Annotated in this window: 12 protein-coding genes; 3 read left to right on the top strand and 9 right to left on the bottom strand. The window is 65.9% G+C overall.

Annotated elements, in window-relative coordinates:
- The first annotated feature begins 10 nt into the window (after positions 1-10).
- Positions 11-1,420, top strand: a complete 1,410-nt coding sequence (gene mapR, locus P5703_RS06335) for a GntR family transcriptional regulator MpaR (protein ID WP_125850231.1) — start codon at positions 11-13, stop codon at positions 1,418-1,420.
- 9 nt (positions 1,421-1,429) lie between these two features.
- Here mapR and P5703_RS06330 read toward each other — a convergent pair whose 3' ends face one another.
- The 3 genes from P5703_RS06330 to P5703_RS06320 all read right to left on the bottom strand — a co-directional run bounded on the left by P5703_RS06330 (position 1,430) and on the right by P5703_RS06320 (position 4,285).
- Positions 1,430-2,770, bottom strand: a complete 1,341-nt coding sequence (locus tag P5703_RS06330; protein ID WP_285585863.1) for a sensor domain-containing protein — start codon at positions 2,768-2,770, stop codon at positions 1,430-1,432.
- 133 nt (positions 2,771-2,903) lie between these two features.
- Positions 2,904-3,686 (bottom strand): MBL fold metallo-hydrolase, encoded by a 783-nt coding sequence (locus tag P5703_RS06325; protein ID WP_197860881.1) that lies wholly within the window; start codon positions 3,684-3,686, stop codon positions 2,904-2,906.
- A gap of 5 nt (positions 3,687-3,691) precedes the next feature.
- Positions 3,692-4,285, bottom strand: coding sequence for a glutathione S-transferase family protein (locus P5703_RS06320; protein WP_197860880.1), 594 nt, complete (start codon positions 4,283-4,285; stop codon positions 3,692-3,694).
- Between the two features lie 133 nt (positions 4,286-4,418).
- Here P5703_RS06320 and P5703_RS06315 point away from each other — a divergent pair, with 133 nt between their 5' ends.
- Entirely contained in the window at positions 4,419-4,979 is a 561-nt protein-coding gene (locus P5703_RS06315) for a TetR/AcrR family transcriptional regulator (RefSeq protein ID WP_049325593.1), read from the top strand.
- Positions 4,980-5,011: 32 nt separating this feature from the next.
- Here the strand turns inward: P5703_RS06315 and P5703_RS06310 are convergent, their stop codons facing one another.
- Both P5703_RS06310 and P5703_RS06305 read right to left on the bottom strand, forming a co-directional pair.
- On the bottom strand, positions 5,012-8,083 hold the full coding sequence (locus P5703_RS06310) for an efflux RND transporter permease subunit (protein WP_013983348.1): 3,072 nt from the start codon (positions 8,081-8,083) through the stop codon (positions 5,012-5,014).
- A gap of 5 nt (positions 8,084-8,088) precedes the next feature.
- Complete coding sequence (locus P5703_RS06305; RefSeq protein WP_043942336.1) at positions 8,089-9,189, bottom strand: efflux RND transporter periplasmic adaptor subunit; 1,101 nt, start codon at positions 9,187-9,189, stop codon at positions 8,089-8,091.
- Positions 9,190-9,283: 94 nt separating this feature from the next.
- Here P5703_RS06305 and P5703_RS06300 point away from each other — a divergent pair, with 94 nt between their 5' ends.
- Complete coding sequence (locus tag P5703_RS06300) at positions 9,284-9,931, top strand: TetR/AcrR family transcriptional regulator (RefSeq protein ID WP_186416106.1); 648 nt, start codon at positions 9,284-9,286, stop codon at positions 9,929-9,931.
- 30 nt (positions 9,932-9,961) lie between these two features.
- On the opposite strand, the gene P5703_RS06295 is transcribed toward P5703_RS06300, so the two are convergent.
- The 4 genes from P5703_RS06295 to P5703_RS06280 all read right to left on the bottom strand — a co-directional run bounded on the left by P5703_RS06295 (position 9,962) and on the right by P5703_RS06280 (position 12,784).
- Entirely contained in the window at positions 9,962-10,738 is a 777-nt protein-coding gene (locus P5703_RS06295; protein WP_013983351.1) for a class I SAM-dependent methyltransferase, read from the bottom strand.
- A gap of 71 nt (positions 10,739-10,809) precedes the next feature.
- The gene (locus tag P5703_RS06290) at positions 10,810-11,502 is read right to left on the bottom strand and encodes an extensin-like domain-containing protein (protein WP_019406642.1); all 693 of its coding nucleotides are present in this window, start codon (positions 11,500-11,502) and stop codon (positions 10,810-10,812) included.
- Positions 11,503-11,570: 68 nt separating this feature from the next.
- On the bottom strand, positions 11,571-12,428 hold the full coding sequence (locus P5703_RS06285; RefSeq protein WP_256379701.1) for a DUF72 domain-containing protein: 858 nt from the start codon (positions 12,426-12,428) through the stop codon (positions 11,571-11,573).
- 11 nt (positions 12,429-12,439) lie between these two features.
- Positions 12,440-12,784: a hypothetical protein gene (locus tag P5703_RS06280; protein WP_017246084.1), complete on the bottom strand. Its 345-nt coding sequence runs from the start codon at positions 12,782-12,784 to the stop codon at positions 12,440-12,442.
- Between the last annotated feature and the right edge of the window lies 1 nt (position 12,785).

The raw sequence follows: 12,785 nt of genomic DNA, 5'->3' as shown, positions 1-12,785 counted from the left end.
CCCGGACACGATGAAGCGCTACGAGAAATTCGCCGATGAGATTGCCGAACTGATCCGCAGCGGCGTGCTCGCCCCCGGGGAAAAGGTACCCTCGGTGCGCCACGCCAGCCGCACCTATGGCGTCAGCCCGTCCACCGTGTTCCAGGCCTACTACCTGCTGGAAGACCGCGGGCTGATCCAGGCGCGGGCGCGTTCGGGCTATTTCGTTCGCGAACATGCCAAGCGCCCGCTGCACGAACCAGACATCAGCACCCGCCCGGCGGAAACCACCGAGGTGGGCGTCAGCGAGCTAGTCTTCTCCGTGCTCGCCTCGCTGCGCGATCCGGCCACCGTACCCTTCGGTTCGGCCTTTCCCAGCCCCGAGCTGTTTCCCCTGCAACGGCTCGCACGCTCGATGGCGCAAAGCGTGCGCGACATGCCGGCACGCGAAGTGATCGCCGAGATGACCGCGGGCAACCCGGACCTGCGCCGGCAGATCGCCCTGCGCTACATGGTCAGCGGCGTGATGCTGCCGATGGACGAGCTGGTGATCACCACAGGTGCGATGGAAGCGCTGAACCTCTGCCTGCAGGTGGTGACGGAGCCGGGTGACCTGGTGGCGATCGAGTCGCCGGCGTTCTACGCCACGCTGCAGGTGCTGGAACGGCTCAAGCTCAAAGCGGTGGAGATTCCCGTCCACCCGCGCGAAGGCATCGATCTGGAGATTCTCGCCGATCGCCTGGCGCACCTGCCGATCAAGGCCTGCTGGTTCATGAGCAGCCTGCAGAACCCCCTGGGCGCGAGCATGGGCGAGGCGAAGAAGCAGCAGCTCTACAATCTGCTGCAGCGCCATCAGGTGCCGCTGATCGAGGACGACGTCTACGCCGAGCTGTACTTCACCCGCGAGCCGCCCAAGCCGGTGAAGAGCCATGATCGCGAAGGCCTGGTGATGCATTGCGGTTCGTTTTCCAAGAGCCTGGCGCCCGGCTACCGGGTCGGCTGGGTCGCCGGCGGCCGCTACGCCGAGCAGATCACCCGGCTGAAGCTGATGACCACCATTTCCCCTTCCGTGCCGGCACAAGCCGCCATTGCCGACTATCTGCAGCATGGCGGCTACGACCGCCACTTGCGCAAGCTGCGCCACGCACTGGAGATGCAGCAGGGCGCGATGCTCGCCTCCGCCGCGCGCCATTTCCCGGCGAGCACGCGGGTTACGCGCCCTTCTGGGGGCTACTTTCTCTGGTTCGAATTTCCCGAGCAGGTGGACTCGCTGCAGCTGCTGCAACTGGCGCTGGCCCAGGGCATCAGCCTGGCCCCGGGGCCGATCTTCTCGGCCACCCAGCGCTTTCGCAACTGCGCGCGGCTGAACCATGGCCATCCATGGGACACCCGCAGTGAGCAGGCGATGGAGCTGCTGGGCAGGATGCTGAAGTCCTTCTGAGGGCCTGACTCAGGCGCAATCCACCGGTAGCTGCCCGCGGCCGCTCTTCATCAGGTACATGCGCTCATCGGCCTGCTTGAGCAGCTGCGCCTCCACTTCGCCGTCCTCCGGGTAGAGGGCGATACCAATGCTCATGCCGATCTCCAGGCTGTGTCCGGCAATCGGCAACGGCGCCTCAAAGGCGTCGCGGATCTTGGCCACCACCCGCTGGGCGTCCTCCGCGTCGATGATGCTTTCCAGCAATACCACGAACTCGTCACCGCCCAGCCGCGCCACCGTATCGGTGTCCCGCACGCAACCGCCGAGGCGTTCGGCGACGGTCTGCAGCAGCTGATCACCGCCGCCATGCCCGTAGGTGTCGTTGACCTGCTTGAATCGGTCCAGGTCCAGGTAGAGCAAGGCGATGCGCCCGCCGTTGCGCCGCACCCGTGCCAGCGCCGTGCTCAGTCGATCGCGGAAGCAGGCGCGGTTCGGCAGACCGGTGAGTTCGTCGTACTGCGCCATGCGCTCCAGACGCGCATAGAGCTGCTTGCGCTCGATTGCCGTGACCACCTGGGTGGAAACGAACTGAAACAGCTCCTGATCCTTCTCGGTGTAGGGCGCCGCGGTGCTCTTGAGCAACAGCACGCCGATCACGCCCTCGCTCGAGTTGAGCGGCACACCCAACCACCAGGCGTGGAGATCCCCGTCACCGAGCGGGAGCGCCAGCGCACGCATCGAGTCGGCGTTGAAGCGCAACGCTTGTGCGCCATGCAGAACGGAAAAGCACAGAGACGCCGCGGGCTCCGCCGGCAGAGCAGTCGAGTCGAGAGCCAGCGCCTGGTAGGGATAGGCGAGTTCGCCGCTGGCAGCATTGCGGATGGCGACGATGAAATCGTCCACCGGCAGCAGCTGCGCAATGGTCTGATGAATCTGCTGATACAGCGCGGCCAGATCTTTCGCGCCATGCGCCGCTTCGGAAATGGAATAGAGCGCCGCCTGCATCGCTTCGGATTGCTTGCGCTGGGTGATGTCGCGCGCCACGCCGATGCGCAGTTTGTTATCGGTCGACCAGCAGGCCGACCACATGATGTGCACTACGCCGCCGTCCTTGCGCACGTAACGGTTCTCGAAGTGCAGCAGCGGCTGATCGGCCATGGCCGAGCGGGCCGCGGCCATGGTCCGTTCACGGTCTTCGGGATAGACCATCTCGATCATCCGCTTGCCGAGCATCTCCTGCGGCGTATAGCCGAAGATGCGTTCACACGCGGCGCTGGCGTAAACGAAGTTGCCTTGCGCATCGACGACGCAGATCGCGTCCAGCAGCAGATCGACGACCCTTGCCAGGGGCGCGCAGCTATCTGTCTTCACGGCGGCGAACCTACTCGGCCATTGGGCACGGGCCGGGCGATCGACACTTCGTGAATCGAGTGATCGCCCATTGCCCTGCTTCAAGCATCGCCCATATTTCCCCTGGCCGTGCTGATTTTTTCAGCCCTCCATCTCACTGCACCCAGTGCGGGTAGTAGCCGAGCGATGCCTGGGTGTCGGCATCGCGCAACGTCGCAATGCCTTGCGCACCGCCGACGTCCTGCTCGGGGCGGTCGCCGCGGAAGAAAAAGCGACGACCATTGGCAAGGGTCAGGTACAGGCCAACCGCGCCGTGTCCGGCCAGCGGTACCAGCACCAGCTGTCCGTCGCCGAACAGGTCCAGGCTCTGCGCGTGCCCGAAATAAGGCCGTGGATCGAACTGCAGGGGCTGCCAGTCGATCGGATGGCGGAACTGGCTCGGCAGTACCGCTGGTGGCGTCGCCGTCTGCAGGTAGTCGAGACTGTCCGGACTGGCGAGCACCGGCACGCCCGGAAAGTCGACCAATCCGGAGGCATGCTCCCAGCGCACGCAGCCCAGCACGATGCGGTCGATCGCCAGCCCATCCCGCTCCAGCTGGTCGCGTACCGGCTGTACCTCGCCGTAGCGCTTGGTTCGCCACGGCAGTTCGGCGTCCAGCTGCTCGTCGATCTGCCGCCCCAACCCGGTGCCGAACAGCAGACGGGTACCTCGATGTTCGATCAGGATGGCGATGTGCTGGGTCTGTGGCTGAGGCTGCCAACCGCCGCGGCGCAGCAGGAAGTCGCCACTCTCGCTCTGCGCCGTCCTCACCAGACTGAAGCGCAACCCTTCCGCTACGGCGTTGGCCGACGTCACTGCCGCCAGCAGCGCAAGCAACAGCAATGCGCCGAGCCGCCGGATGCGCCCACCGAGCGTCCACACCTTATGTGCGTTCATGGCGGCTATAACCCCGGCATGCCGGCATAGCCGGGCAACGCGCGAATGCGCGCGAACCACGCCTGCAGCGCCGGATATGCCTGCAGATCGAGCCCGCCATCGCTTCCGAGCGCAACGTTCGGGTAGACGGCGATATCGGCGATGGTCGGCGCGCTCGTCTGCGCCAGCCAGGCGTGCTGCGCGAGATGCCGTTCGAGCAAGCGCAAGGCGCTGGCGGCACGCGCCTGGGCCAGCGACTCGTCGATGGGCCGGCCGAACAGCTTGCCCAGACGCAGGGTAGCCGGACCGTGCTGCACCTCGTTGGCAGCGAAGCTCAGCCAACTGGCGATGCGGCCCTGGGTCTCGGCGTCCTGCGGGTACCAATCAGGGGCATAACGCTGGGCCAGATAGACCAGGATCGCCTGGGAGTCTCCCAGTCGAAATTCGCCGTCTTCGAGCACCGGAATCTGCCCGCGCGGGTTGATCTCGCGAAACGGCGGCTGCTTGTGCTCGCCGGCCAGCAGGTTCACCGGCACCCGCTCGACCGGCTGGCCGATCAGGCTCAGGAACAGGCGAACCTTGTGGCAATTGCCGGACAGCGTCAGGTCATGGAGCTTCATGGTGTTGACCTCTGCGATGGGTGTGACTGGATAATAGACAGACCTGTCTGTACACTGCAAGCACCACGAAGGAACGACAGCTGGAGCGAGCGACGAGCGCTCCCGCATAATGGTCGAACCGCAGGAGGTATCCATGGCATCGAACAAGCGCGACCAGCTGCTCAACACCGCAGAGAATCTGTTCTATCGCGAGGGTTATCACGCCACCGGCATCGACCGCATCCTGGCCGAGTCCGGCGTGGCCAAGATGACCCTGTACAAGCACTTCAAGTCCAAAGACGAGCTGATTCTCGCCGTGCTGGACGCCCGTCACGAACTGATGCTGACGCGCCTGCGGGAACGGGCCGCCAGGCTGCCGCCGCGCGAAGCGCTACTGGGCATTTTCGATGGGCTGCACGGGATGATTCACGGCAACGATGCGTTCTGCGGCTGCCTGTTCATCAACGCTGCGGCGGAGTATCACGATCGGGATCATCCGATCCATCGTCGCTCGTCGGCCTACAAGGCGGAGTTGCTCGACTATCTGCGCGAGCTGCTGGAACGTCTGAACGCACCGCAGCCGCTGCAGCTGGCGCGGCAGCTGCAATACCTGCTCGAAGGGGCGTTGAGCATGGCGCACATCGAGGGGCCCGGCGAGCAGGCCCTGAACGCCAAGGCCGCCGCCGAATGCCTGCTGAACGCAGCAGGCATCTGAGCGCGCCTGTCGGGCGCGCCCGATAGGCGCCGTCAGTGGGCGCTGGCCTCGCCTTCGCGAACTCGGAACCAGGCCGCGTACAGCGCCGGCAGGAAGAGCAGCGTCAGCGCGGTGGCGACGATCAGCCCGCCCATGATCGCCACCGCCATCGGCCCGAAGAAGATGCTGCGCGATAGCGGGATCATCGCCAGTACCGACGCCAGCGCGGTGAGCACGATGGGCCGGAAGCGGCGCACGGTGGCCTCGACGATGGCGCTGAAGCGCGCCTGCCCGGCACCGATGTCCTGCTCGATCTGATCCACCAGGATCACCGAGTTGCGCATGATCATTCCCGACAGCGCGATGGTACCGAGCATCGCCACGAAGCCGAACGGCTGGCCGAACAGCAGCAGGAACAATGCAACACCGATGATGCCCAGCGGCGCGGTGAGAAAGACCATGGCCGAGCGCGAGAAGCTCTTGAGCTGGGCCATCAGCAGGGTCATCACGACGATGACGAACAGCGGCAGGCCGGCGTTCACCGAACGCTGGCCGCGCTCGGAATCCTCCACCGTGCCGCCGACCTCCAACAGATACCCGCCAGGCAACTGCGCACGGACGTCCGCCAGGGTCGGCTCGATCTGCCGCACCAGTGCCGCCGGCTGCTCGTCGCCGTAGACATCGGCGCGTACGGTGACCGTTGGCAGGCGGTTGCGGTGCCAGATCACACCTTCCTCGAAGCCGTACTCCAGCGTCGCCACCTGCGACAGCGGTACGCTGCGGCCGCTCTCGGTGGGAATCGCCAGACTCGGCAGCATGGACAGCTCGAGCCGTTCACGCTCAGTGCCGCGCAAGAGGATCTCGATCAGCTCGTTGTCTTCACGGAACTGGCTGACACTGTTGCCGATGAAGGTTCGCCGCAGGAAGCCGGACAGCTCCGCGGTGCTCACGCCCAGCGCACGGGCGCGATCCTGATCGACGTTCAGGCGCACCATCTTGCTTGGCTCCTGCCAGTCCAGATGGACGTTGGCCACGTGCGGGTTCTCGCCCACCTTGGCGGCGACCTGCCGCGCCAGCCCGCGCACCACATCAATGTGCTCGCCGGTGACACGGAACTGCACCGGGTAACCCACCGGCGGGCCATTCTCCAGCCGCGTCACGCGGCCGCGCAGGCTCGGGAAGTCCTCGCGCATGCGCTCGATCAGCCAGCTGCGCAATGCCTCGCGGGACTCGATGCTGTCGGCCAGCACAACGAACTGGGCGAAGCTGGTCGCCGGTAGCTGCTGATCCAGCGGCAAATAGAAACGCGGCGAGCCGGTGCCGACATAGGCCACGTAGTTGTCGATGCCGGCCCGCTCCTTGAGCATCTGCTCCAGCCGCGCCACCTCCGCTTCGGTCGCCTTCAGCGAGGCGCCTTCGGCCAGCTTGAGGTCCACCATCAGCTCCAGACGGCCCGACGCGGGGAAGAACTGTTGCGGCACCAGGCGGAACAGCACCACGGCGGCGGCAAAGATCACCAGGGTGAGCAGGATGACGGTCTTGCGGCGGCGCACGCAGAACGTCACCACGCGCCGCACGCGCTGGTAGAACGGCGTGGCGTACGGATCGTGGCCGTCGCCGCCGCTCTGCTTGTGCGCCTTGGCCATGTCCGGCAGCAGCTTCTCCCCGATCAGCGGCACGAACATCACTGCAGCGATCCAGGAGGCGATCAGCGAGATCGCCACGACCTGGAAGATCGAACGGGTGTACTCGCCAGTACTGGAGTTGGCGGTGGCGATGGGCAGGAAACCGGCGGCGGTGATCAGCGTGCCGGTCAGCATCGGGAACGCCGTGCTGGTCCAGGCGAAGCTGGCGGCGCGGAGCCGGTCATAGCCCTGCTCCATCTTGATGGCCATCATCTCCACCGCGATGATCGCGTCGTCCACCATCAACCCCAGCGCCAGCACCAGCGCGCCGAGGGAAATCTTGTGCAGGCCGATGTCGAGGTAGTTCATGGCGGCGAAGGTCATGGCCAGCACCAGCGGAATCGACAGCGCCACCACCAGACCGGTGCGCACCCCGAGCGAGAAGAAGCTCACCAGCAGTACGATCACCAGCGCCTCGATCAGCACCTTGACGAACTCGCCGACGCTGGTCTTCACCGCCGCGGGCTGGTCCGAGACCTTGCGCAGCTGCATGCCGGCCGGCAGTTCCTGCTGCAGCCGGGCGAATTCCTGCTGCAGCGCCTCGCCCAGTATCAGGATGTCGCCGCCACTCTTCATCGACACCGCCAGGCCGATGGCCGGCTCGCCCATGAAGCGCATCCGCGGCGCAGGCGGGTCGTTGAAACCGCGATGCACCTCGGCCACATCACCGATGCGGAACGTGCGACCGGCGACGCGAATGGGGAAGTCGCGAATCTCCTTGACCGTCTCGAAACTACCGGTCACGCGCAATTGCACCCGGTCGCTGATGGTCTCGACGAAACCGGCGGCGCTCACCGCGTTCTGGGCCTCCAGCGCCTGACGCACGGCTTCCAGCGGAACGCCGAGGGTGGCCAGCTTGACATTGGAAAGCTCGATCCAGATCTTCTCGTCCTGCAGACCGATCAGCTCGACCTTGCCGACGTTCTTCACCCGCTGCAGTTGCAGCTGAATGCGATCGGCATAGTCCTTGAGGATCGCGTAGTCGAACCCTTCGCCAGTCAACGCGTAGATGTTGCCGAAGGTAGTGCCGAACTCGTCATTGAAGAATGGTCCCTGTACGCCCGGCGGCAGCGTGTGGCGAATGTCGCCGATCTTCTTGCGGATCTGGTACCAGAGGTCGGGGATGTCCTTCGAGCGCATCGAGTCGCGCGCCATGAAGGTGACGTTGGACTCGCCCGGCCGTGAGAAGGAGACAATGCGCTCGTACTCGCCGGTCTCCATCAGCTTCTTCTCGATGCGTTCGGTGACCTGGCGTGAAACCTCTTCGGCCGTCGCGCCCGGCCACTGGGTCTGGATGACCATGGCCTTGAAAGTGAACGGCGGGTCCTCGCTCTGCCCGAGCTTGCTGTAGGACAGCGCACCGACGAGGGCCAGCAGCAGCATCAGGTAGACGACGATCTGTCGGTTCTGCAGCGCCCAGGCGGAAAGATTGAAGCGCATCGCGATTACTCCTGGGCAGCCAGCTCGACGGGGCGGTTGTGGCGATCGACCGGCCGCACCGGCTGGTTGTCGCTGAGCATCTGCCCTCCGGCCAGCACGATCCAGTCATCGGCAGCGAGCCCTTCAAGCACCGGCACCAGCTGCTCGCCGAACGCACCGGTACGGACCTCGACACGCTCCACGGTGGAGTCGGGTCTGAGCCGCCAGACGTACGCCCTGCCCTGCTCGGCGCTGAGTGCGGAGAGCGGCACCGCCAGCGCAACGTCGCCGTCACGGCGGATGCTCACCAGCGCGCTCTGCCCCAGCTCGGCGGGCACTTCCTGTTCGGTAAAGGCGACGCGGGCGGAATAGGTCCGCGACTGCGCGTCCGCCGCCGGCGAAAGCTCGCGAATCTGGCCGCGGTATTGCCGGCCCGGCTGCGACCAGAGTTCGACCTCCACTTCCTGACCGACCCGGTAGCGCTCCAGCGACTGCTCCGGCAGGTCGATGGCGACCTCGCGCTCACCATCGGCCGCCAGCACGAAGGCCGTCTGACCGGCCGCCACCACCTGGCCGACCTCGATGCGGCGCTGGGCGATCAGCCCATCGCGGGTGGCCCGCAGCACCGCATAATCGACCTGGTTGCTGGCCACGTCGAACTCAGCCCGCGCCTGCTGCAGTCGGGCCGTCGCGGCGCGGTAGGCATTGTCGGCATTGTCGAACTGCGACTGGCTGACCAGCTGACGACCGAGCAGCGCCTGATAGCGGTCGTACTCCGCCTTGGCCACCCGCAGGTTGGCTTCCGCTGCGGCCACCTGGGCACGCATGCCGTCCAGCTGCAGGCGCACGTCCTGCGGATCGAGGCGTGCCAGAGGCTGGTCCTTGCGCACACGGTCACCCGCTTCGACCAGGCGTTCGACGACCTTGCCCCCGATGCGGAAGGCCAGTTCAGGCTCGTAGCGCGCGTGCACTTCGCCGGGGTAGCTCTCGCGCGCTTCGCTGGCCGGTTGCGGATGCACGACCATGACCGGCCGCGGCAGTTGCTGCGGCGGCTCGCCGTTACCACAGGCGGTCAGAGTGAGCGCTAAGCCAAGCACGGAGGCGAAGGACAGGACATGTCGGAACACGATGAAGGTCTCTCTGTCGCGAAGCGGATTGGAATACTTATACTGCGCGGTATAGTAAAAATAGCGTACCAGCCAGTCCAGTATTAAAACGCCCATGATAGAGAATCATTCACCCTCGCCCGGCCCCGGCCCCGGCCCCGGCCGCCCGAAGGACCCTGCCAAGCGCGAGGCGATCCTTGCTGCGGCGCAAGTCTTGTTCCTCGGCAACGGCTACGAAGGCAGCAGCATGGAGGCCATCGCCAGCGAAGCCGGTGTCTCCAAGCTCACGCTGTACAGTCATTTCAAGGACAAGGAAGCGCTGTTCTGCGCCGCGGTGAAAGCCACCTGCGAAACGCGACTGCCGAGGCGCCTGTTTCAGGTGGAGGCCGATTGCGACATCGAGAAGCTGCTGCTGGAGATCGGCCGTGCCTTCCATGAGCTGGTCAACAGCCCAGAATCCATTGGCCTGCATCGGGTGATGGTGGCGATGGCGACGCAGAACGCAGGCTTGGTGAAGATGTTCTTCGACGCCGGTCCGCAGCAGCTGCTATTGGATTTGCAGCAGCTGTTCGGCCAGGCCGACAGCCTGGGCCTGCTGCGCATCGACGACCCGCTGCGCGCCGCCGAACACTACTGTTCGCTGATCAAGGGCGCGCAACATTTCCGCCTGCTGATCGGCTATGCCGAGGCACCGAGCCAGGCGGAAAGCGATCAGCATGTGGCGGATGCGGTGGGCCTCTTTCTGCGCGCCTACCGCGGCTGAATCCGGCGCTGCGTCATCTGCCCGCCGGGATCAGGCCTGCAGCTTCTTCTTCGGGTAGATGTCGTAGCGACTGGACTTGCCTTCCAGACTGTAGCCGGGCTTGCTGCCGTCGATGGCCGGCGCCTTGCGTGGTCGCTTGACCACCACCCGATGGCTGGCCAGTTCCAGGGCAGCGGAGAGCAACGCCGGCGCATCCAGATCGTCGCCGACAAAGGGACGGAAAAGGCGCATCTCCTTCTTTACCAGCGCACTCTTGTCGCGGTGCGGGAACATCGGGTCGAGATAGATCACCTGGGGCGGCTCGCCCCGCCACTGCTGCATCAGATCGATGGCGTTGCCCTCGAGCAGCCTCATCCGCGCGGCGATGGCGGCCACGTCGGCGTCCGCCGCCGCGCGGCTGAGGCCGTCGTCCAGCAGCGCCGCGATCAACGGTTGACGCTCGATCAGACTGACCTCGCAGCCCAGCGTCGCCAGTACGAAAGCATCGCGCCCGAGCCCGGCGGTGGCGTCCAGCACCCGCGGTCGGATACCGGGCTGAATGCCCACTGCCTTGGCGATCATCTGCCCGCTGCCCCCACCGAACTGGCGCCGATGCGCCGCCGCACCCTCTACGAAGTCCACCCGCACCGGCCCCGGCGCCTGTGCCTCGAGCAGCTGCAGCTGCAGACCGGCCTCGCCCACCTGCAGCGCGAACTCGGCCTCGGCCAGCTCCTGCGGCAAACCCAGGCGCTGCGCCCATTGGCCAGCGACTGCGGCGAATGACGGCGCGAGCGGCTCGACCCGAACCAGAGGATTGCTTGCGGACATGGGGCACCCGAGATCGATTCAAAGCGGCGCATTGTGCCAGAGCAGGCCTGCGGACGTCCGGGCTGGCACACCTAACGGCACATGCCGAAACCGCCCATATCCACATGGAAGTGATCGTGATGGGCCGCGTTGTATTCCGGCCCCAGCGTCACGTTGAAGGCCTTGCAGGCCGCATCGCGCACCTGACGCAGGAAACGCGCCTTGTCGCCCTCGCCCTGCCAGTCCCTGGCCACCGTGATACGCGTGCCGTCCTGCAGATGAAAGCCAGCCAGGTCAAGCGCATTGGCGCTGGCGTGCTGGCTGCGACGATTGCTGCGGGCTATGTTGCGGCAGGCGAAGCTACCGAAATGATCGATACGCACCACCGGCTGGCCGAACACAGCCTGCGCGGCCGGCTGCAGACCATGCATCTCGAACATCGCATAGGCGGCCGCCAGTGGGCAGGTCGCCAGAAACGGCCCGTTGAAACGCACGCCCGAACCCTGCACCCGCACACTGTTCTCCACCGGGCAGCCAGGTTCCGGCGTGCTGTCCGGCACAGCGGTGTAACGCAGCGGTGCCGTGGCCAGCGCCTGTTCGCAGAGGGAGCGATCCTGTTGCAGGCGGCGAAGCTTGAGCGAGGTCAGCAGGTTCGGCGGCTCGCGAATATCCAGCGGCGCCCAGGGATTCCAGCGCGGCGGGATATCGATCAGTTCCTGCCGCACCGCCAGCACGAAGCCGGCCAGCAGCATCAGCAGAACAAGGAAGAATCGGCCGAAGGTCATACCCTATGGGCAACGACGCAGCGGCGAAGCTGAACGCGGTGTTTTACAAAACTGGTCAGGCGGCCCGTTCAGTCCAACAGCGACAGCTGCGGCGCCTGACGGACGGCGGCAAGCGCTGGCATGCCGGGCAGCCGCTCGCTCAGCAGCTGGTGGAAGCGCATGGCCAGTTCCGGTGCGCGGTGGTTGTCCGGCGTATGCAGATAGACGTGCGGCGTCTTGCCCGCCTCGATCCAGTCCGCCACCTTGTCCAGCCAGGGTGCGAGAAAGGGATCGTTGGCTTCCAGCTGCGGATGCCCCACGAACCGCAGCTGCGGCGAATCGCTGAACGCCACCGGCCGCACCGGCAGACGCGGCTTCTTGCTCTGCGCATGCAACAGCGCCGGATCGCTTGAGCGGCAGCTGAACAGCGCCCGACTGTCGAGACAGATGCGCTCCACGCCACGATCACGCAGCAGCCGATTGAGCGCCCGCTCGCCGTCACCCTTGTCGAAGAAGGCCGGATGGCGCACCTCGATGGCCAGCGGCGCCGCGAAGCCTTCGATGAAGGCGGCCAGTTCTGCAAGCCTGGCCGGACCCACGCTGGCGGGCAGCTGCAGCCAGAACGGCGTCACCCGCCGCCCAAGCGGCTGCAGCAGGCGCTGGAACGCCTGCGCCGCATCCAGCGCCGCGGGCAAATTCTCAGCCTGGCTGATTTCTCTGGGAAACTTGGCGCAGAAGCGAAAGTCGTCCGGCATCTGGCTGGCCCAGCGCTGGACCTTGTCGTCCGATGGCCAGGCATACAGCGTGGTATTGCCTTCGACCGTGTTGAACACCGCGCAGTACTCGGCCAGGAACGCGGACGGCAGGGTGCCCGGCGCGTAGAGCGAGCCGAGCCAGGCGCTCTCGTTCCAGGAAGGGCAACCGAGAAAATAGGGAAACTGCGGCAGAAGAAAGCGCCTCAGGCGTAAAGGTCGAGCCCGAGCACCTCGGTGCCGTCGAGATCCACTGGCATGCTGGCGGTGCTGGTATAGCTCGCCAGGGCCAGGGCAACCCGACTGGAAAGCGGCCGCTCGGGCTGCGGCTCGTCATAGCGGAAGGCGGCGTAGCGCTCCACCAGCGCACTGGAGTTGACCCGCTGTTGCGGGCGATCGGCCTGGGGCTGATAGTCTTGCCCGGTGCGCGAATCGACGCCGCGCTGAGCCTGCGCCAAGCGCTGGGTTTCGCCATAGCTGTCCGCCGCCCTGCCGGTACGGGCAGAACGATCCGTTGCATAGGGGACAGGGAAGAAGCTATCGACGCGCATC

The organism is Stutzerimonas sp. FeSN7, from assembly GCF_030263795.1.
Classification (GTDB): Bacteria; Pseudomonadota; Gammaproteobacteria; order Pseudomonadales; family Pseudomonadaceae; genus Stutzerimonas; species Stutzerimonas stutzeri.
The sequence above is the reverse complement of the archived record's forward strand: the minus strand, read 5'-3'. Positions and strand labels throughout refer to the sequence as shown.